Source organism: Variovorax rhizosphaerae (assembly GCF_037889975.1).
Lineage (GTDB): Bacteria > Pseudomonadota > Gammaproteobacteria > Burkholderiales > Burkholderiaceae_C > Variovorax > Variovorax rhizosphaerae.
In genome coordinates this window covers 295,753-315,751 of record NZ_JBBKZT010000003.1, presented here as the reverse complement: position 1 = coordinate 315,751, position 19,999 = coordinate 295,753, and the positions used below count along the sequence as shown (strand labels likewise).

The 19,999-nt window shown below is 66.1% G+C and carries 17 protein-coding genes; 9 read left to right on the top strand and 8 right to left on the bottom strand.

Annotated features, from left to right (window positions below; translation table 11 throughout):
* Positions 1-103: 103 nt before the first annotated feature.
* Complete coding sequence (gene zwf, locus WKW82_RS08080) at positions 104-1,579, bottom strand: glucose-6-phosphate dehydrogenase (RefSeq protein ID WP_340341748.1); 1,476 nt, start codon at positions 1,577-1,579, stop codon at positions 104-106.
* 138 nt (positions 1,580-1,717) lie between these two features.
* Between zwf and WKW82_RS08075 the strand changes: the two genes are divergently transcribed.
* From WKW82_RS08075 to WKW82_RS08065, 3 genes are all read left to right on the top strand, one after another.
* A complete protein-coding gene (locus tag WKW82_RS08075) occupies positions 1,718-2,728 on the top strand; it encodes an ABC transporter substrate-binding protein (RefSeq protein WP_340341747.1) in 1,011 nt (336 codons plus the stop codon).
* Between the two features lie 15 nt (positions 2,729-2,743).
* Complete coding sequence (locus WKW82_RS08070; RefSeq protein WP_340341746.1) at positions 2,744-4,945, top strand: ABC transporter permease; 2,202 nt, start codon at positions 2,744-2,746, stop codon at positions 4,943-4,945.
* Between the two features lie 158 nt (positions 4,946-5,103).
* The gene (locus WKW82_RS08065; RefSeq protein WP_340341745.1) at positions 5,104-6,150 is read left to right on the top strand and encodes an ABC transporter ATP-binding protein; all 1,047 of its coding nucleotides are present in this window, start codon (positions 5,104-5,106) and stop codon (positions 6,148-6,150) included.
* Between the two features lie 120 nt (positions 6,151-6,270).
* Here the strand turns inward: WKW82_RS08065 and WKW82_RS08060 are convergent, their stop codons facing one another.
* The 5 genes from WKW82_RS08060 to WKW82_RS08040 all read right to left on the bottom strand — a co-directional run bounded on the left by WKW82_RS08060 (position 6,271) and on the right by WKW82_RS08040 (position 11,318).
* Complete coding sequence (locus tag WKW82_RS08060; protein WP_340341744.1) at positions 6,271-6,771, bottom strand: hypothetical protein; 501 nt, start codon at positions 6,769-6,771, stop codon at positions 6,271-6,273.
* 133 nt (positions 6,772-6,904) lie between these two features.
* On the bottom strand, positions 6,905-7,894 hold the full coding sequence (locus tag WKW82_RS08055) for an oxidoreductase (protein WP_340341743.1): 990 nt from the start codon (positions 7,892-7,894) through the stop codon (positions 6,905-6,907).
* 25 nt (positions 7,895-7,919) lie between these two features.
* Positions 7,920-9,104, bottom strand: coding sequence for an acyl-CoA dehydrogenase family protein (locus tag WKW82_RS08050; protein ID WP_340341742.1), 1,185 nt, complete (start codon positions 9,102-9,104; stop codon positions 7,920-7,922).
* Positions 9,101-10,075, bottom strand: a complete 975-nt coding sequence (locus WKW82_RS08045; RefSeq protein WP_340341741.1) for a Bug family tripartite tricarboxylate transporter substrate binding protein — start codon at positions 10,073-10,075, stop codon at positions 9,101-9,103. The genes WKW82_RS08050 and WKW82_RS08045 overlap by 4 nt, the downstream gene beginning before the upstream one ends.
* 79 nt (positions 10,076-10,154) lie before the next feature.
* Positions 10,155-11,318: an acyl-CoA dehydrogenase family protein gene (locus WKW82_RS08040; protein WP_340341740.1), complete on the bottom strand. Its 1,164-nt coding sequence runs from the start codon at positions 11,316-11,318 to the stop codon at positions 10,155-10,157.
* A gap of 101 nt (positions 11,319-11,419) precedes the next feature.
* Here WKW82_RS08040 and WKW82_RS08035 point away from each other — a divergent pair, with 101 nt between their 5' ends.
* Both WKW82_RS08035 and WKW82_RS08030 read left to right on the top strand, forming a co-directional pair.
* Entirely contained in the window at positions 11,420-12,217 is a 798-nt protein-coding gene (locus tag WKW82_RS08035; protein WP_340341739.1) for an IclR family transcriptional regulator, read from the top strand.
* Entirely contained in the window at positions 12,214-13,011 is a 798-nt protein-coding gene (locus tag WKW82_RS08030) for an IclR family transcriptional regulator (protein ID WP_340341738.1), read from the top strand. The genes WKW82_RS08035 and WKW82_RS08030 overlap by 4 nt, the downstream gene beginning before the upstream one ends.
* 132 nt (positions 13,012-13,143) lie before the next feature.
* On the opposite strand, the gene WKW82_RS08025 is transcribed toward WKW82_RS08030, so the two are convergent.
* Positions 13,144-14,358: a CaiB/BaiF CoA transferase family protein gene (locus tag WKW82_RS08025; protein WP_340341737.1), complete on the bottom strand. Its 1,215-nt coding sequence runs from the start codon at positions 14,356-14,358 to the stop codon at positions 13,144-13,146.
* A 113-nt stretch (positions 14,359-14,471) separates the two neighbouring features.
* The gene (locus WKW82_RS08020; protein WP_340341736.1) at positions 14,472-15,185 is read right to left on the bottom strand and encodes a lipocalin family protein; all 714 of its coding nucleotides are present in this window, start codon (positions 15,183-15,185) and stop codon (positions 14,472-14,474) included.
* A gap of 184 nt (positions 15,186-15,369) precedes the next feature.
* Here WKW82_RS08020 and tal point away from each other — a divergent pair, with 184 nt between their 5' ends.
* The 4 genes from tal to WKW82_RS08000 all read left to right on the top strand — a co-directional run bounded on the left by tal (position 15,370) and on the right by WKW82_RS08000 (position 19,922).
* Complete coding sequence (gene tal, locus WKW82_RS08015) at positions 15,370-16,320, top strand: transaldolase (protein ID WP_340341735.1); 951 nt, start codon at positions 15,370-15,372, stop codon at positions 16,318-16,320.
* Positions 16,317-17,864: a glucose-6-phosphate isomerase gene (gene pgi, locus WKW82_RS08010; protein WP_340341734.1), complete on the top strand. Its 1,548-nt coding sequence runs from the start codon at positions 16,317-16,319 to the stop codon at positions 17,862-17,864. The genes tal and pgi overlap by 4 nt, the downstream gene beginning before the upstream one ends.
* Positions 17,865-17,891: 27 nt before the next feature.
* Positions 17,892-18,179, top strand: coding sequence for a TA system antitoxin ParD family protein (locus WKW82_RS08005; RefSeq protein WP_340341733.1), 288 nt, complete (start codon positions 17,892-17,894; stop codon positions 18,177-18,179).
* Positions 18,180-18,614: 435 nt separating this feature from the next.
* Positions 18,615-19,922, top strand: a complete 1,308-nt coding sequence (locus tag WKW82_RS08000; RefSeq protein WP_340341732.1) for an ABC transporter substrate-binding protein — start codon at positions 18,615-18,617, stop codon at positions 19,920-19,922.
* The last annotated feature ends 77 nt before the right edge of the window (positions 19,923-19,999 follow it).

Sequence of the window (19,999 nt, the reverse complement as noted above, 5' to 3'; positions counted from 1 at the left end):
ATCTGAAAAGAAGAAATCAGGCTTCCATCTTTTGGTTTCTTTCGCGTCCTTCGCGTGACCTTCGCGTCCTCTGCGTACGGATGTCCGATCCCGAATCAAGAGGCTACTGCTCCTCACCCCAGGCAAACCCGTCACGCGCAATCATCGCGCTCGACGCACTCGGCCCCCACGTACCCGCCGCATACGGACGTGGCCCACCGTCCATGCCCCAGCTGTCGATCAGCGGTTCGACCCAGTGCCAGGCGGCCTCCTGTTCATCGCTGCGCACGAACAGGTTCAAGCGCCCGTCGATCACGTCGAGCAGCAGGCGTTCGTAGGCGCCGACGCGCTCGGTGCCGAAGCGCTTGTCGAAGTCGAGGTCCAACTGGACCGGCGCCAGCGGCAGCATGCCGCCGCGCACTCCCGCCTTGGTGGTCACGCGCTGGTCTTGCGCTTGTGCGAGCAGGTGCAGTTCGAGGCCGTCCTTCGGCTGCAGGTTGATCACCAGCTTGTTCGCCACTCCGGCGGGTGTGCGGAAGATGGCATGCGGCGCGGGGCGGAAGTTGATCTCGATGCGTGCATCACGCGAGGCCAGGCGCTTGCCGGTGCGGATGTAGATGGGCACGCCGGCCCAGCGCCAGTTCTCGATTTCGGCGCGCAGGGCGACGAAGGTCTCGGTGCGGCTGTCGGGGTCGACGCCGGGCTCTTCCCTGTACCCCGGCACGCGTTCACCGTATGCGGTGCCGGCGGTGTACTGGCCGCGCACGGCATGCAGGCCGAGCGAGTCGGGCGTCCAGCGCTTCAGCGAGCGCAGCACCTTCAGCTTTTCGTCGCGGATCGCGTCGGCATGCGCGTTGATCGGTGGCTCCATGGCGATCGCGCAGACCAGTTGCAGCGCATGGTTCTGCACCATGTCGCGCAGGGCACCGGTCTGGTCGTAGAAGGCGCCGCGCTTCTCGACGCCGAGGTCTTCGGCGATGGTGATCTGGATGTTGGCGATATGTTCGCGGCGCCACATCGGTTCGAACAGCGCATTGCCGAAGCGCATCGCGAACAGGTTCTGCACCGAGGGCTTGCCGAGGTAGTGGTCGATGCGGAAGACCTGGTTTTCCTTCAGCACCTTGCCGACGGCCTCGTTGATGGCGCGGTTCGATGCGAGGTCATGGCCCAGCGGCTTCTCGAGCACCACGCGCGTCTTCGGGCCGTTCAGGCCGGCGACGGCGATCTGCTCGACGGTCTGCGTGAAAAGTGCCGGTGCCGTTGCAACATACATGATGATGCTGTCGGCATCGCGCGACTTCAGCATGTCGGCGAGGCGCGCGTAGTCGGCCAGTTTCGACAGGTCGAGGCGCAGGTAGTGCAGCATCGATGCGAACGCCTTGAACTCTTCTTCGGTCGGGCGCTTGGCGCCATCGACCGCCTTGAAGCGCGACTGGATCAGCTCGCGGTACTGGTCGTCCGACAGGTCGTCGCGCGCCACACCGATGATGCGGCCGCCGGCGGGAAGGCTGCCGTGGCGGAAGGCCTGGAACAACGCCGGCATCAGCTTGCGCCATGCCAGGTCACCGGTGCCGCCGAACAGAACGAGATCGAAACTCATGAGGTTTTCCGTGTGGTGGGGAAGCCAATACTTGAGGTCGACTTTAATGGTAGTTGTACGGATGACTGATACGTTGACGCGCTACTAAGCTGGATTTACGCCAGGGGAGGCGCATCTCTTTGCAAAGTTATTCATCATATGAAAAAGCTCCTGTTCACGGTCGCGCTGTTGGGCGTGACTTCCATGGCTTCGGCCCAGCAGGTCAACGTCATCTGCTCGGTGCAGGCCGACTGGTGCAACATGATCGCGACCGTGTATGCGCGCACCACCGGCGTCAAGATCAACCTTGCACTCAAGGGCTCGGGCGAGGCGCTGGCGCAGCTCATTGCGGAGAAGGAGAACCCGAAGACCGACGTGTGGTTCGGCGGCACGGGCGATCCGCACCTGCAGGCGGCTGAACTGGGCCTGACGCTGGAATACAAATCGCCTTCGCTGTCGCAGCTCTATCCGTGGGCGCAGGAGCAGGCGCAGCAGTCGGGGTACAAGACGGTGGGCATCTATTCGGGGCCGCTCGGCTTCGGCTACAACACCGAGCTGATCAAGAAGAAAAAGCTCGACATCCCGAAGAGCTGGGCCGACCTGCTGAAGCCCGAGTACAAGGGCGACATCCAGGTGGCGAACCCCGCATCGAGCGGCACGGCCTACACGATGATCGCGACGTTGGTGCAACTGATGGGCGAGGAGAAGGCCTTCGACTACCTCAAGGGCCTGCACAAGAACGTCGGCCAGTACACCCGCACCGGCGTCGGGCCGATCAAGGCGGTGGCGCGCGGCGAGACGGCGGTGTCGATCAGCTTCATCCACGACGCGCCGCAGGAGAAGATGCAGGGCTTTCCGGTCGAGACGGTGACGCCATCGGAAGGCACCGGCGCGGAGATCGGCTCGATGAGCGTCGTGAAGGGTGCGCGCAACCTGGCCGAGGCGAAGAAGTTCTATGAATGGGCGCTGACACCGCAGGCGCAGACCTTCGGCGCCAATGCCAAGCAGTACCAGTTGCCGTCGAACAAGGCCACGCCCGTCGATGCCAACGTGCCCGACTTCAAGAAGATCAAGATGATCAACTACGACTACGCGAAGTACGGCAAGAGCGAGGAGCGCCGGCGCCTCATCGGGCGCTGGGAGAAGGAAGTCAACTCGCTGCCGCGATAGACAGGCATCGGCCTTGTGACGCGCAAGCCCAACGCCGCGATCGCCTTCTGCGTTGCGGCGGGCCTCGTCGGCTATCTGCTGCTGCCCTGGTATGCGATCCAGGATACAAGCTGGTATGAAGCCTTGCCGCGCATCTTCAGCGATGGGGATGCGGCGAATGGGTTGTTGCAGGGGTTGCTGCAGGGGCGTGGCTGGTTGCTGGCGGGTTTGGCCGGGCTCGTGCTTTGTGGCGTCGGTGCGATGTCTGCGCCTGGGCGTGCGCAAGGACGATGGTTGCTCGTCGGTGGGCTGATCGGCGCGCTTGGGTTGGCGGTGACCGGCTTCACCATCGGCGCGCGTGGGTGGAGCGTGGCGGCGCTCAATGGAGCGTTCGGCGAGTTGTCGGTCAACCAGTTCGGCATCGGGGCTGGGGGCTTCGTGGCGATTGCGGCGCTGGTGTTGCTGTTCGCGTTTGGCCTGGCTCGGCTGGGGTACTTCAAGGGCGACTTGTTCGTTGCGGGCGCGGTGATCGGCTGCGGTGTGACGATGGCGCTGTTCATCGCCTATCCCGTCAGCAAGGCGCTGTCGGGGGCGTTCTTCGACGAGGACGGCAAGTGGTCGCTGGCGGCGTTTGCGGCGCGTGTCTTCACGGAAAGGATCTGGGGTCTCGGCTGCGTTGCGGGCGGCGTGCGCTGTGGCGTGGCGTGGAACACACTGGTGCTGGCCTTGCTCACTGCCGCCGGTACGACCTTGCTCGGCACGCTGATGGCGCTGATGGCGGAGCGCGGCGGCAAGCGTTGGCAGACGCCGTTGCGTGTGCTGGCGTTGCTGCCGATCATCACGCCGCCGTTTGTGGTGGGGCTGGGGCTGATCCTGCTGTTCGGGCGCGCGGGGGTGGTCAACCAGTTGCTTGAGTCCGCCTTCGGCATCGAACCGACGCGCTGGTTCTACGGCATGCAGGGCGTGCTGGTGGCGCAGTTGTTCGCCTTCACGCCGATTGCTTTCATGATCATGCGCGGCGTGGTGCAGGGCATCGCACCGAGCATGGAAGAGGCCGCGCAGATGCTGCATGCGGACCGGCGCCAGACCTTCTTCACGGTCACGCTGCCGCTGATGAAGCCGGGGCTGGCAAATGCCTTCCTGGTCGGCTTCATCGAGAGCATCGCGGACTTCGGCAATCCAGTGGTGGTGGGCGGGCAGTTCTCGGTGCTGTCGACGGACATCTTCTTTGCGATCGTCGGCGCGCAGTACGACCAGGGGCGGGCGGCATCGCTGGCCTGGGTGCTGACGATCTTTGCGCTCGGCGTGTTCGCCTTGCAGCGCAGCGTGCTCGGCAAGAAGAATTACACGACGGTGAGCGGCAAGGGAGATTCGGGCATTGCGATGGCTTTGCCGGATGGCGTGCGGCGCACTGTGTATGCCATTGCGTTTCCTTGGATCGTGTTCACGCTGGTGGTGTACCTCTTCGCCTTTGCGGGTGGCTTCGTGCAGACCTGGGGGCGTGACTACAGCCTGACCTTGAACCACTTCAGGACGGCGTTTTCGCTGGAGTGGGGGCAGTTCGGGCTGGTGTGGGCGGGCACGGCGTGGAACTCGCTGATCACCACGCTGAAGTTGGCGGGCATCTCGGCGCCGATCACGGCGGCGCTGGGCCTGCTGATTGCCTGGCTGCTGGCGCGCAACGAGTTCAAGGGGCAGGGGGTCTTCGAGTTCGGTGCGCTGCTGGCGTTTGCGATTCCGGGCACGGTGCTGGGGGTGAGCTACATCCTGGCGTTCAACGTACCGCCCTTCGAGTTGACGGGCACGGGGCTGATCATCGTTCTGTGCTTCATGTTCCGCAACCTGCCGGTGGGTGTGCGGGCGGGCACGGCGGCGTTCAAGCAACTGGATCGGTCGCTGGATGAAGCGTCATTGATGCTGCGCGCGTCGACCTCGCAGACGCTGTTCCGTGTCGTGCTGCCGCTGCTGAAGCCGGCACTGGTGGCGGCGCTGGTCTACAGCTTCGTGCGCGCGATGACGACGGTGAGCGCGGTGATCTTCCTGGTGACGGCCGAGAACGAACTGGCGACCACGTACATCATCGGGCGTGTGGGCAATGGCGACTATGGCGTGGCGCTGGCGTACTGCACGGTCCTGATCGTGCTGATGTCGGCGGCGATCGCGCTGATCCAGTTCGTGGTGGGCGAGCGCAAGCTGGGGCGGCGCAGGGCTGTGCCGGTGCCTGTGGTGGCGCAGTAGGAATACGGACTTCCGTACGCAGAGGACGCGAAGGTTACGCGAGGGGCGCGAAAGGAATGCCAAAAAAACGATGAAGTCTTCCTTGGTTTTCTTTTGCATCCTTCGCGGAACCTTGCGTCCTTTGTGTAGGGTCAAGTCCGAATCTGGAGTTTGTCTTCATGAGCAACGGCATCGAATTTCGCAACGTCACCAAGCGCTACGGCACAGACCCGTCGGCGCCGCTGGCGGTGAAGGGCATCAGCTTCGAGGTACCGGTGGGGACGTTGACCACGATCCTGGGGCCGTCGGGCTGCGGCAAGACGACCACCTTGCGCATGATCGCGGGACTGGAGTCGCCGACTTCGGGCGCGATCCTCATGGGTGGGCGCGACGTGACGACGCTGGGGCCGGCCGAGCGCAACGTGAGCATGATGTTCCAGAGCTATGCGCTGTTCCCGCACATGAACGTGATCGAGAACGTGGGCTATGGGCTGAAGATGAGCGGCGTGAAGAAGGACGAGATCGCACGCCGCGCGCGGGAGACGCTTGCGAGCGTGGGCCTTGTGGATTTCGACGAGCGCTTGCCGAGCGAGTTGTCGGGCGGGCAGCAGCAGCGCGTGGCGCTGGCGCGCGCGCTGGTGCTGGAGCCGGCCGTGCTGCTGTTCGACGAGCCGCTGTCGAACCTCGACGCGCGCCTGCGCCGCGAGATGCGCGAGGAGATCCGTGGATTGCAGCAGCGCTTGGGACTCACGGTGGCGTATGTGACCCATGACCAGAGCGAAGCGCTCGCGGTGAGCGACCAGATCATCGTGATGGACCACGGCGTGATTGCGCAGACCGGCACGCCGGAGCAACTCTACAGTCGGCCGGAGAGCGAGTTCGTCGCAGGCTTCATGGGGGAGGCGTCGGTGTTCCCGGCGACGGCGCAGGCGGATGGGCGGGTGGTGCTCGGGCCGCTGCTGTTGGCGCCGCGTCACTCTGCGACGCCGGGGCCCGTGAAGGTTGCGGTGCGCCCGGAGGCCTGGGTGATCGGCGAGCCGGCTGGTCTGCCCGCCACGCTGCGCAAGGCCGCGTATCTGGGTGGCTACTACGAGTATGGATTCGACACCGCGCTGGGGCCGGTGTTCGTGGTGTCGACCGACCTGGCGCGCAAGTTCGGCGTGGGGGCGGAGACGACGCTGACGCTGGGCACGCACGGGGTGTCCGTGGTGCCCGTTGGAGGCTGAGACCTCCAACGCTTCGGCGCAGGACAAGGAAGCCGGTCAGCCCCCGCGTCCTGAACTGCAGCGTCCGATCAAGCAATCCCAAGAGCGCGTCGGGGAATGACCCAGGAATTGTTCGGTTTGCTATTGGCGCCCAGTACCGGGTACGACAAGAGCAGGCCGATCGCACGGCGGACGTTCACCTTCCTTGCAAGGCAGGTAGCGGTCGGGCTGCCGCATCTTTGCGGAGGGTGCGTGCAGTTCGCGCGTGGGCATCGACTCAGCCCGTGCTGCGGCAGACGCGGCGAGGGCCTCGCGGTTAACCTTGGCCATGAGCGCCCGGTACTCAGCCTCCGGGATGTACTTTTTGGCCATCGCCTCTGCCTGTGCGCCCTCCAGGCGCGCGGGTCCCTTGTCCGGGATACTGGCGTTGAAGTAACTGCAGTCCAGCAAAAGGACGGTGGCGCTCTGCACACCGGTATCCGAGATCGTCAAGGACGTGTAGAAAGTGCAGGTCTGTCCCCACGAGTCTTTGAACTTGTGCTTGATCATCACCTCTCTTATGTATGCATCAGCTTGCGTGGTGCCAAGGAGCAGCGCGCAAGCCAGAAGAATATGGGGTGCAGCAGCCTTAAGTCGTCTCATGATGTCCTCCCGTGACATTGTTGTAGTGCTGCAAAGTTCTCAGAATCGCGCGTTGCACGCCATCGTGACAAACCCGGTCGGACGAAACCCGAGGTGCTCCTTCGTTGTCGCGAAGCCAGGCAATGCGGGGCGTCTATCGCCGCATATCGATCACAGTCCGCCCACGCACCTTGCCTTCCAGCGTACGGTCCAGCCATTCCGGCAGGTCTTCCAGCCCGATCACATGCGCAATCTTCGCCAGGTGCGCGGGCCGGTATTCGTTCGCCATCTTCTGCCACACCACTTCGCGCAGCGGCATCGGCGAGTTGGCATTGATGCCGAGCAGACTCACACCACGCAGGATGAAGGGCAGCACGGTGGTGTTGAGTTCCGCGCCGCCGGCGTTGCCGAAGGCCGCGATGACGCCGCCGGGCAGGGCGGTCCGCGTGAGCCAGGCCAACGTGTCGCCGCCGACCGAATCGACTGCGCCGGCCCATTGGCCCTTCTCCAGCGGCTTGGGCTTCGCTTGCGGGTCGATTCGGCCGATGACCTCGCTGGCGCCAAGTGACTGCAAATACGGCACGGCCTCGGGCTTGCCGCTCATCGCGGTGACCTTGTAGCCGCGCCGCGAGAGCATGTCGATGGCGACGCTGGCCACACCGCCCGTCGCGCCGGTGACCAACACCGGGCCTTGCTCGGGCGCCAGGCCGTTGAGTTCCATCAGGTGCAGCGAGTAGCCCGCGGTGTAGCCGGCCGCGCCCAGCACGGCGGCATCGAACAGGCTGAAGCCGTTCGGAATGCGCATGCACCAGTCGCCCGACACGCGCGCCCTCTGCGCATGCCCGCCGTCATGGTCGACGCCGATGCCGAAGCCATGCACCACCACTTCGTCGCCGGCCTTCCAGCGTGCGTCCTCTGACTCCAGCACCGTGCCGGTCAGGTCGATGCCGCCGATGCGCGGCCAGGTGCGGATGATGCCGTTGAGCCCCTTGGAGGCCAGCGCGTCCTTGTAGTTGATGCTGGAGTACGCGACCTCGATGAGGACATCGCCCGGGCTCAGGTCAGACGTTGTGAGTTCGCAGAGGCTGCGCACCGGCGCGGTCTCACCGGCCAGCAGGCGAAGGGCTTTGAAGTGTTGTGACATGGGGATGGTTTCGAGTGAGAGGAGGTCAGGCGCGCAGGTCGCCCTTGAGGATTCGCCGCGCCAGCGTGGCGCGGTGCAGTTCGGTGGCGCCGTCGTAGATGCGGAAGGGCCGCAGTTCGTTGAAGATCAGGGCCACCGGCGTGTCTTCCGACATGCCCAGCGCGCCCATCATCTGCGCAGCGCGGTCGGCCACGCGAAAGACCGCCTCGGACACGAAGACCTTGGTCATCGCCGATTCGTGCCGCACCGATTCGCCCGCGTCCATGAGCGCGGCGGTGTGCCAGGTCATGAGGCGGCAGGCATGCAGGTCGATGTGCGAGTCGGCCACCATCGCCTGGATCTGCTGCTGGTCGGCCAGCCGTTCGCCAAAGGAGCTGCGCTTGTTGACGTAGTCCTGCGCGATGCTCATGGCGCGCGAGGCGCGTCCGATGTAGCGCATGCAATGCGACAGCCTTGCCGGCTCCAGGCGCAACTGCGCATCGGCCAGGCCCTGGCCCACTTCGCCGAGTACCGCGACGTCGTCGACCTCGCAGTTGTCGAGCCGGATCTCGCCGTGCCCGCCGATCTGGAAGCCGCCCAGGCCGGGGATGTTGCGCACCAGCCGGTAGCCGGGGTTGTCGGTGTCCACGATGAAAGTGGTCGCGCCTTCGTCGGTCTGGGCCAGCACGAGCGCAAAGGCCGCGCCGACCGCGCCGCTGATGAACCACTTGTGGCCGTCGATGACCCAGCCCCCGCCCGGACGCCGCCGTGCGCGTGTGCGCAGCATCGACGGGTCGGAGCCCGCGCCGGGGGCGGGCTCGGTCATGGCGAAGCAGGAGCGTATGTCGCCGCGGATCAGCGGGGCGAGGTATTGGTCCTTCTGCGCCGTCGTGCCATGACGCAGCAGGTTGATCATGTTGGGCTGGTCGGGCGGCGCGCAGTTCATCGCACCGGGCGCCAGGAAGCTGCGGCCGGCTTCTTCCAGCACCACCGCGCGCTCGCGCCAGCTGAGCCCGAGGCCGCCCAGTTCCACCGGCACTTGCGGCGCGTAGATGCCGGCTTCGCGGGCCAGCGGGCGCAGCGTGCGCATCGCTTCGTCCAGCGCCTCGACGTCATGCGCAAGCGCGGGGCTTTCGCGCGGAATGCACTCGCGCTCGACGAATTCGCGCACCCGGTCGCGCAGCTCGACCATGCGGCCGGTCAGCGCGAAGGGGTTGGCGTCCTGGGTCATTCGAGGACGGCGCCGGTGGACTTGACCAGGGCGCCCCACTTCTTCGTCTCGGCCTGGATGAACTGGGCGAACTGCTCCGGCGTGGTGCCGGCCGGCTCTGCGCCCAGGTCGATCATGCGTTTCTGCACGTCGGGCATGGCCAGCACCTTGACCACGGCGGCATGCAGCTTGTCGATGACGGGGCGCGGCGTGCCGGCGGGCGCCATCAGGCCCTTCCAGGCCGTCACCACGTAGCCCGGCAGGCCGGCTTCGGAGACGGTCGGCGTGTCGGGCGCCGCCGTGGCGCGTCGCTCGCTGGCCAAGGCCAGCCCGTTCAACTTGCCGGCTTTCACGTGCGGCATGTACGCCGGCATGTTGTCGATGGCGACGGTCACGTTGCCGGCCAGCAGGTCGGTGATGGCGGGGGCGGTGCCCTTGTACGGCACATGCACCATCTTCAGCCCGGCCATCTGGTTCATGAGTTCGCCGGCCAGGTGCGCGGGCGAGCCGTTGCCGGGCGAAGCGAAGGTCACCTTGTCGGGGTTGGCCTTGGCATAGGTGATGAATTCCGGCAGGGTCTTCACGCCGATGCCGGGCGTGACCACCATCAGGTTGTGCTCGTTCTGTATGAGCGAGACCGGCGCGAGGTCCTTGATGGGGTCGAAGGGCATCTTGCGGTAGAGCGCGGGGTTGATGACGATCTGCGCGGTCGATGCCATGAGCAGGGTGTAGCCGTCGGCGGGGGCGCGTGCGACCGCCTCGGCGCCGATGTTGCCGCCGGCGCCGGCGCGGTTCTCCACGATGATGGGTTGCTTGAGCTCGGTGCCGAGCTTGTCGGCCATCAGGCGCGCCACGATGTCGGCCGAGCCGCCCGGTGCGAAGCCGACGATGATCCTGATCGGCTTGCTGGGGTAGGGGTCCTGCGCGAGCGCAAGGCCGGAGGAGGCCAGCAGCGTGGTGGCGAAGGCGGCGATCAGGGTTCTGCGGTGCATGTGGCTTGTCTCTTTCTGTGATGGATGCTTTGGCTGGCGGATGCGACTGTGCCCGGCTGCAACTGCATTCGGGGCTGGGTCATCCCCTGATGTCGTGCCCTGCCGCCGCGTAGGTGCGGCGCGCGATGTTGAGCTGGTGGATCTGGCTGGTGCCCTCGTACAGGCGGAACAGTCGCACGTCGCGGTAGAAGCGCTCGATGCTGTTGTCGGCGATGAAGCCGTAGCCGCCCAGCATCTGCACGCAGCGGTCGGCCACGCGGCCGCACATTTCCGAGGCGAAGTACTTGCACATCGAAGCCTCCATCGTCACGTCCAGGCCCTGGTCGCGCTTGCGTGCGGTCTCCAGTACCAATGCGCGTGCGGCGTGGATCTCGGTCTGGCAGTCGGCCACCAGTGCCTGCACCAGCTGGAAGGCGCCCACGGGCTGGCCGAATTGCTGGCGGTTGGCGGTGTGCGCGACGGCATCGTCCAGCATGCGGATGGCCGGGCCGATGCACAGCGCGGCGAGGTGGATGCGCTGCTTGTTCAGCACCCGCATCGCGATCCGGAAGCCCTCGCCCTCGGCGCCGATGCGCTGGCTGACGGGCACGCGGCAGTTGTCGAAGTGCACCTCGGACACGGGCGAGCCGGCCTGTCCCATCTTGGCGTACGGGGTGCCGGTGCTGAGCCCCGGCGTGGTGCGCTCGACCAGGAAGGCCGACACGCCCGCCGCGCCGGGCTTGGACTTGTCGGTGCGCGCCATCACGGTGAACAGGCCGGCGATGGGTGCGTTGGTGATGAAGCACTTGGTGCCGTTGAGCACGTAGTGGTCGCCGTCGAGGATGGCGGTGGACTGCAGCGCTACCGCGTCCGAGCCGGCGCCGGGCTCGGTGAGGGCGAAGCAGCCGGTGAGTTCGCCCGAGGCCATCGACGGCAGGTAGCGGCGCTTCTGCTCCTCGTTGCCATCGACGACCAACGCTTCGGAGCCGATGCCGGTGTTGGTGCCGACGCGTGCGCGGAAGGCCACCGAGCACTGCGACAGCTCCATGGCCGCGCAGACCAGTTCCTCGGTCGTCATGCCGGCGCCGCCGTAGGCCTCGGGGATCGAGTAGCCGAACAGGCCTTGCTCGGCCATCGCGGCGACCAAGTCGGCCGGCACTTCGTCGTTGCGGGCCACCTCGGCCTCGCGCGGCATCAGGCGCTCGCGGCAGAAGCGGCGCAGGTTGGCGAGGTAGGTCTCGAAGCCCTGGGGGTCACGGATCACGGGGTGTCTCCTGTTGATGCCGCCATCGGGTGCGCACGGCTGGGAGGCAGTCTAGGGATGGCCGCGTTTCGCCGGTACGCTTGTTTTGCTAGATTAAACAGATGCCTCCCGCCCCGGCCGAGCGCCCGCACCAGATGTTCGCCACCAGCCTGGCCAACGGGCTGCGTCTGCTGGCCAGCTTCGAGATGAGCGAGCCGGCGCTGGGCAACCGTGAGCTGGCGGAACGCACCGGGCTTTCCAAGGCCTCGGTCTCGCGGTTGACCTACACGCTGTGCGAACTGGGTTTCCTCAAGTACGACGCGCAGGCCCGGCGCTATCGGTTGGGGTCTGCGACGCTGGCCGCCGGCTATCCATTGCTGGCCAGCCTGTCGATTCGCCAAGTGGCGCGGCCCTTCATGCAGGCGCTGGCGAGCGAGGCGGGTGGCTCGGTGTCGCTGGGGCTGCGCGACCGCACCCACATGGTCTATGTCGAGACCTGTCGGGGGCACGACGGCATCGCCTTCCGGCCGGATATCGGCGGCGCCATGCCGGTCTGGGCCACCTCGATCGGCCGCGCCTGGCTGGCCGGTGCGGCGCCTGAATTGCGCGAGGAGATGCTGCACCGAATCCGCACTGAACATGCTGCCGCGTGGAAGGCGCAACGTGGCGCGGTGCTCGCCGAACTGGAGGCGTTTCCGGAGCGGGGCTTTTGCCTTGGCCTCGGCGACTGGCAGAAGGACGTGCATGCGGTCGGCGTGCCGATGCGTGTGCCCGTCGATGGCGAAACGATGGTCTTCAACTGCGGCGTGCCGGCCGTGCAACTCGGCCCCCGCACGCTGGAGACGGTCATCGGCCCGCGCCTCGTGCGCATGGTGCGCGAGGTGGAGCAGGCCTGGCTTGCGGGGGCCGTTACCCCATGAACGCTTCCACGAACGCCGCTGCGCAGGACAAGCAGTTCGCCAACACCCTCGCGCGCGGGCTGGAGCTGCTGATGTGCTTCACGCCGGAGCAAAGCGTGCTGGGCAACAAGGAGTTCGTTGCGCGCACCGGGCTGGACAAGGCGACCGTCTCGCGCCTGGCCTACACGCTGGCGCAGCTCGGCTACCTGCGCCACGACAAGGCGCTCGGCAAGTACCGCCTCGGCGCGCCGGTGCTGTCGATGGGCTATCCGCTGCTGGCCAGCATGAACTTGCGCCAGCTCGTGCGCCCGATGATCAAGCGGCTGGCCGACGAGGTGCGCGGCATGGTCGGCATCAGCATCCGCGATCGCACCAGCATGGTCTACATGGAGACCTGCCGCTCCGAAGAGGACAGCGCGCCGCCCATCGACATCGGCGCCGCCTTCCCGATCATGGTCAGCGCCAACGGCCGCGCCTGGCTGGCCCGCGCCGCGCCCGAGGAGCGCGACAAGGCGCTCAACCAGATCAAGGCGCTCTATCCCAAGCTGCATGCCGAGCGCATCGCGGAAGTGCGGCAGGCGTTGCGTGATTTCGGGCAACTCGGCTATTGCACCAGTCCGGGCATCCTGCGGCCGGACCGGCTGGCGCTGGCGGTGCCGATGGCGCGGCCGGTGAACGCGGAGATCGTGGTGTTCAACTGCACCGTGGCGCTGCGGGGGCGGCCTGTGCCGCCGTTGCGGGCAGAGCTTGCGGGGCGGCTGGTGACGTTGGTGCGCGAGGTGGAGGCGGCCGTGTTCGGGGCGTCTGTGGATTGAAATCGCCTCGATGTGCACGCTTTCCCGTGAACGTGTCCTGCTCGATGTGCACGAGCGCATGTTGTCATCGGACCCGTTGCCTTGTCACCGTCATCGGTGACACACCCAGCCACAGCCGGGCCGGGCGCACTGTCAGATCACGCCGTCCGCCTCCAGCGCCCGCAACTCGTCATCGCTCACACCCATTCCGGAGAACACCGCCCGGTTGTGCTCGCCCGTCGCCGGCCCGGTGCGTGGTGCGTCTCCGCTGGCGCCTGAAAAGCGCGGCACGATGCACGGCGCGGGCACGCTGCCGAGTTGCTCGTCCGGCAGTCGGATGATGGCCTCGCGTGCCTGGAAGTGCGGGTCGTCCAGAACGTCGTCGATGCCGTAGACCTTGCTGAACGGCACCTCGTGCCGCTGCAGCGCAGCCGAGAGCGATGCGAAGTCCAGCGTGCCGCACCAAGCGGAAACCAGGCCGTCGATCTCGTCAAGATTTCGCACGCGCGCCGGGTTGGTGGCAAAGCGCGGGTCGGCCGGCAACTCGGGTCGGCCCATGGCCTCGCAGATGCGGCGAAAGATGGCGTCCGATGAGCCGACCACCGTCACCCACACGCCGTCCGCGCTCTTATACATGTTGGATGGCGCGGTGTACGTGGCCCGCGAACCCGCGCGCTGGCGCACCTGTCCCAGTTGCTCGAACTCGACCGCCAGCGTCTCCAGCACGCGCATCAGCGCTTCGGTCGCGGACAGGTCGATCTCGCGTCCTGCGCGTTCTGGGTGCTGGCGCATCTCCACCATCGCCGACGCGATCGCGAAGGCGCCGAACAGGCCCGCCACCGCATCGCCGACCGGATAGTTCATGTGCTGCGGGCTGCCATCGGCCTCGCCGGTGAGATGCGCGAAGCCGCTCATCGCCTCGAAGATGCGCGCGAAGCCCGGCCGGCCGGCATAAGGCCCCGTCTGCCCGAAGCCGGTGAGCCGCAGCACCGTGAGCCGCGGATTGGCCGCATGCAGCGTCTCCATGTCCAGGCCCCAGCGGTCCAAGGTGCCGGTGCGGAAGTTCTCGACCAGCACATCGAACTGCGGTAAGAGGCGCAGGAACAACTCGCGGCCCTGGGGCTTCCGCACGTCCAGCGAGATGCCGCGCTTGCCGCGATTGGTCACCTTCCAGTGCAGGGCGTGCTCATTTTTCACCGGCGCCAGGCCGCGCAGCGCGTCGCTGCCGTCGGGCAGTTCCAGCTTGACCACGTCCGCGCCCAGGTCGGCGCACAGCGTGGCGGAAAACGGCGCGGCGATCACCGTGGCCATGTCGAGGATGCGGACGCCGGCCAAGGGGCCGGAGCGGGGGAGGGTGGTGCTGTTCATGGGTGCGAGCATCCCGCACCTACCCAGCACGCTACAACGCCAGTTTTGGCATGTTAATCACCGGTACCGTTGCCGCGGTCGCGCGCCGCAACGTCGGAGCGGCAGCGCCAAAGTCAAGCAGCCGCGATCTCCAGCACAGGCCGCGCCTGCCCGGTGCGAACCACCTTGTCCACATCGAAGCCCAGCGTGCGGGCGTATTCGAGTTCGGCCTCGATCGTTGCCGCGTCCAGTTGCGGTGCGCGCGACAGCACCCAGAGGTAGTCGCGGTTCGGCGTGCCGACCAGTGCCACCTTGTAGTCGCGGTCGAGCTTGAGGATCCAGTAGTCGCCCCACACCATCGGCAGCCAGGACAGCCATTCGGGTGCAAAGCGCACTTCCAGGCGGCCAGCGCCGGGCTGCCCCGCCACCGGAACGACGCGCGCCGTGCCGATCGATTCATCGACCGTGCCATCGGCCATCTCGCAGCGATTGCGCACTTCGACCGTGCCATCGTCGCGCAGCGAATATTCCGCGGTGACCGGGCCATCGCAGTTCTTCTCGAAGCGGTTGGGCAGGCGGGCCTGTTCGTGCCACAGGCCGGCGTAGCGGATCAAATCAACGGGAGCGACCACCTGCAGCGGCGCGCGCATCAGCGGCGCACCGTCGGCCGGCCCGGCCGGCAGGGCGATACGCGCCTTGCGCGCCTGGTTGAACGCGTAGAGGGTCAGCGCGCCGCCCACGCAAAACGCAGCGGCCAGCGTGCCGATGGATGAACTGGTGTACTGGTCATCGAAGGCTGCGGGCGTGACGGACTCAGGCGCCCGGCGGCGCGCGGAACGGTATGACATGGGGTGGCTCCTCGGAAGTCGAAGCTCTCATGTTGCGCGCCTGCGCCGCGAGGGCCGTCAGCGGTGGACCACAGCCGATGTCGGCGCGCTGGCCGCAAACGACGACCCGCAATCCGCCGGAAAGCGCAGGGACACGGGCATGAACGTACATGCCGACTGCATACGGAGGTTTCATAATGCCCCGATGAACCAACTCGATGCCCTCCGCCAATGGACCACCGTGGTCGCCGACTCCGGTGATTTCAAGCAACTCAGCGCCTCCAAGCCGCAGGATGCGACGACCAATCCGTCGCTGATCCTCAAGGCGGTGCAGAAGCCGGAATACCGGCCGCTGCTCGACGAGTCGGTCAAGAAGCATGCGGGCAAGCCGATCGACGAGGTCATCGACCGCCTGCTGGTGCGCTTCGGCACCGAGATCCTCACGCTGATCCCGGGCCGCGTGTCCACCGAAGTCGATGCGCGCATTTCCTTCGACACCGCCGCCACCATCGCCCGCGCCGAGCGCATCGTCGCGATGTACCGCGCCGAAGGCATCGACACCGAGAAGCGCCTGCTGGTGAAGGTGGCTTCGACCTGGGAAGGCATCCAGGCCGCCAGGGCGCTGGAGCAGAAGGGCATCCATACCAACCTGACGCTGCTGTTCTCCTTCGCGCAGGCGGTGGCCTGCGGCGAGGCGGGCGTCAAGCTGATCTCGCCTTTCGTCGGCCGCATCTACGACTGGTACAAAAAGTCGGCCGGTGCCAAATGGGACGAAGCCGCCAGTGCCGGCGCCAACGATCCCGGCGTGAAGTCGGTGACCGAGATCTTCAACTACTACAAGCGCAACGACATCCAGACCGAGGTGATGGGCGCGAGCTTCCGCAACACCGGCCAGATCGCCGCGCTGGCGGGCTGCGACCTGCTGACGATCAGCCCCGAACTGCTGGCCGAACTGGCCGCGAGTGACGCCCCGCTGGCCCATGCGCTCGATGCCAAGGCCGCCAAGTCGCTCGACATTCCCAAGCAGAGCTTCGACGAAGCGAGCTTCCGTTTCGCGCTGAACGAAGACGCGATGGCCACCGAGAAGTTGGCCGAGGGCATCCGCGCGTTTGCCGCCGATGCGGTCAAGCTCGAAAAGCTCATGGGTGCCGCATGAGCGCGGCGCTTCGGTGTGACAAGGCCCCGTCGTGGGCCAAGCTGCAAGCGCACTACGACAGCAAGGGCCGCAGCCTCGACCTGCGCGAAGCCTTCGCCAGCGACGCCGGCCGCTTCACCGCGCTGAGCCAGGAAGCCCCCCACGTCTTCGGCGACCTGTCGAAGAACCTCATCGACGCGCCCACCGAGGCGTTGCTGATGACGCTGGCCCGCGAATGCGGCCTGGAAGCCCACCGCGCCGCGATGTTCGCCGGCGAGCACATCAACAACACCGAAGACCGCGCCGTGCTGCACACGCTGCTGCGCGCGCCGGCCGATGCATCGAGCACCGACGACAAGCTGCGCGACGTGCACACCACGCTCGACGCGATGCTCAAGTACGCCGACCAGGTGCGCGCCGACCACACCATCACCGACGTGGTCAACATCGGCATCGGCGGCTCCGACCTCGGCCCGCAGATGGCGGTGCTGGCGCTGGAGGCATTCGTCGCGCGCGGCAAGCGCTTCCACTTCGTCTCCAACGTCGACGGCCACGAACTGGCAGGCGTGCTCAAGGGCCTCGCGCCGGAGCACACGATGTTCCTCATCGCGTCGAAGACCTTCACCACGGCCGAGACGATGACCAATGCGATCTCGGCCAAGCGCTGGTTCGAGCAGTCCAGTCGGCTCGACGTGTCGAAGCACTTCGCCGCCCTCACCACCAACGTCAAGGCGGCCAAGGACTTCGGCATCGACACCACCTTCGGCTTCTGGGACTGGGTGGGCGGGCGCTATTCGCTGTGGTCGGCCATCGGCCTGCCGATCGCGCTGGCGATCGGCTCGGACGGCTTCCGCCGCCTGCTGGCCGGCGCCCATGCGATGGACGAGCACTTCCGCACCGCGCCGCTGGAGCAGAACCTGCCGGTGCGCCTCGGCCTGCTCGACGTCTGGTATCGCAACTTCCACCGTTTCACGAGCCGCAGCATCGCGCCGTACCACAGCGCATTGAAGCGCGTCCCGGCCTACCTGCAGCAGCTCGAAATGGAAAGCAACGGCAAGCAGGTCGATGCCGATGGACAGCCGCTGCCTTACGGTACTTCACCCGTGTTGTGGGGCGAGCCCGGCACCAACGGCCAGCATGCCTACTTCCAGATGCTGCACCAGGGCACCGACGTCACGCCGCTCGAATTCGTGGCCGTGCGCGATGCCTCGCACGACCTCGAAGGGCATCACAACAAGCTGCTGGCCAATGCGTTGGCGCAGGCCCAGGCGCTGATGCAGGGCAAGGCCGATGCGGGCGGCCACAAGAACTTCCCGGGCAACCGGCCGAGCACCTTCTTCGTGTTCGAGAAGCTCACGCCGGAAGCGCTCGGCGCCTTCCTCGCGATGTACGAGCACCGCGTGTTCACCAGCGGCGCGCTGTGGGGCATCAACAGCTTCGACCAGTGGGGCGTGGAGCTGGGGAAGGTGCTGGCGAAGGACATCGAGCCGCGGCTGGCTTCGGGTGACACGAGTGGGCTGGATGCGTCGACGGCCGGCCTCTTGGAGCGCCTCCGGCCCGTCTGAGCGGGACAGTTCGGCCTTGCGCTTGCCATGTCCTCGAATTCCATTCGCGCCGGCTCCATCCTCTTCATTTCCGCTCGGCAAAAAGGCCTGATGTCTCGCTCTGCTGCACAGCAGGTCGAGCATTGGGCGCGACTTGGAGAATCAACGGAGGATGCCGGCCAGTTTGTATCGCAGAGGGTCTCCATCTTGCCGAACCAGAATTCCTCCAAGGCTACGGGCGAAACGACCGAGCAACAGCTCTGGCAATTGAAGCGGGCAAATCAAGCGCGCGATCTGGAGAATGTGCACCTGGTCGCATCCCCGGCGAGCGCATGAGCTGGTTCTCGGGCGGCAGGGCCAAGGCGACGAAGCTGGTCGACTCGCCGTACTGATTTCAAACCTGGGGCCGACATGGTGCTGGTCGGTGCCGAGCTGTGGCGGCGGGTGGGACCGTGCTGATCCCTTTGGTCGGCATCATCGTGTTGATTTACTTCCGGGTGCAGTCGGGTTCCAACGAGGCCAACGCGCACGGCGAACTCCTGGCCTGACCGACTGCCTTCACTGAACCAAGGGCCGCACTGCGGTCCTTTATTCATGGTCGCGCAATGTCCTTCTGTTACATCCTGAATTGCACTGATTAGGGATTTCACTAGGCAATCAGTGCATCACGGTATCAATCGATACGAACCAAGTACCAAGCACGCATGAGTGTGTCTCCAGAATTCGGGTCAGGCGCCGTGGGGGCCGCCCAACCCAAACTGGAGACAAACCATGAAGCGATTCATCAAGACCGGCCTTGTCGTTGCGCTGGCCAGCGCCGGGCTCGCCCAGGCTGCGACAGAACTGGTCATCGCCACCGTCAACAACGGCCACATGATCGAGATGCAGAAGCTGACGCCGGTCTTCGAGAAGGCCAACCCGGACATCAAGCTCAAGTGGGTCACGCTGGAAGAGGGCACCTTGCGCCAGCGCGTGACGACCGACATCGCCACCAAGGGCGGCCAGTTCGACGTGATGACCATCGGCCTGTATGAAGCGCCGATCTGGTCCAAGAAGGGCTGGCTCAAGCCCATCGCCACCGACGCCGCCTACGACGTGGACGACATCCTGCCCGCCATCCGCAGCGGCCTGTCGATGGACGGCAAGCTGTACGCCGCGCCCTTCTACGGCGAGAGCTCGATGCTCATGTACCGCAAGGACCTGGCCGACAAGGCCGGCATCAAGATCCCCGACCAACCGACCTGGGCGCAGGTCAAGGAATTCGCCGACAAGGCCAACGACCCGAAGGCAGGCGTCTATGGCATGTGCCTGCGTGGCAAGCCGGGCTGGGGCGACAACATGGCCTTCCTGACCACGCTGGTCAACACCAACGGCGGCCAGTGGTTCGACATGAAGTGGCAGCCGCAGATCGATACCAAGCCGTGGAAGGACGCGATCACCTTCTACGTCGACATCATGAAGAAGAACGGCCCGCCCGGCGCGTCGGCCAACAGCTTCAACGAGAACCTGGCGCTGTTCAACGAAGGCAAGTGCGCGATGTGGGTCGATGCGACCATCGCCGCTTCCTTCATCTCCGATCCCAAGCAGTCGAAGGTCGCCGACAAGGTGGCCTACGCACAGGCACCGGTTGCTGTCACGCCCAAGGGTGCGAACTGGCTGTGGTCGTGGAACCTCGCGATCCCGGCCAGTTCCACCAAGGACGATGCGGCGCAGAAGTTCATCAAGTGGGCCACGTCCAAGGACTACATCCAGCTGGTCGCCAAGGAAACCGGCTGGAACACGGTGCCCACCGGCACGCGCAAGTCGACCTATGCCAACCCCGAGTTCCAGAAGGTCGCGAAGTTCGCCGATGCCGAGAAGAAGGCGATCGACTCGGCCAACCCGAACGACAGCACGCTGCCCAAGTCGCCGTACGTGGGCGTGCAGTACGCGGCTATTCCCGAGTTCCAAGCCATCGGCGTGGCCGTGGGCCAGCAGATGAGCGCGGCGCTGTCGGGCAAGGTCACGGTGGAGCAGGCGCTGAAGACATCGCAGACAGCGGCCGAGCGTGAGATGAAGAAGGGCGGCTACTACAAGTAGCGTCTTTTCCCTCTCCCCCGCGGGGAGAGGGCCAGGGTGAGGGGGCTGCGCGTGGCTTTGGCCAACGCGGGGTGACC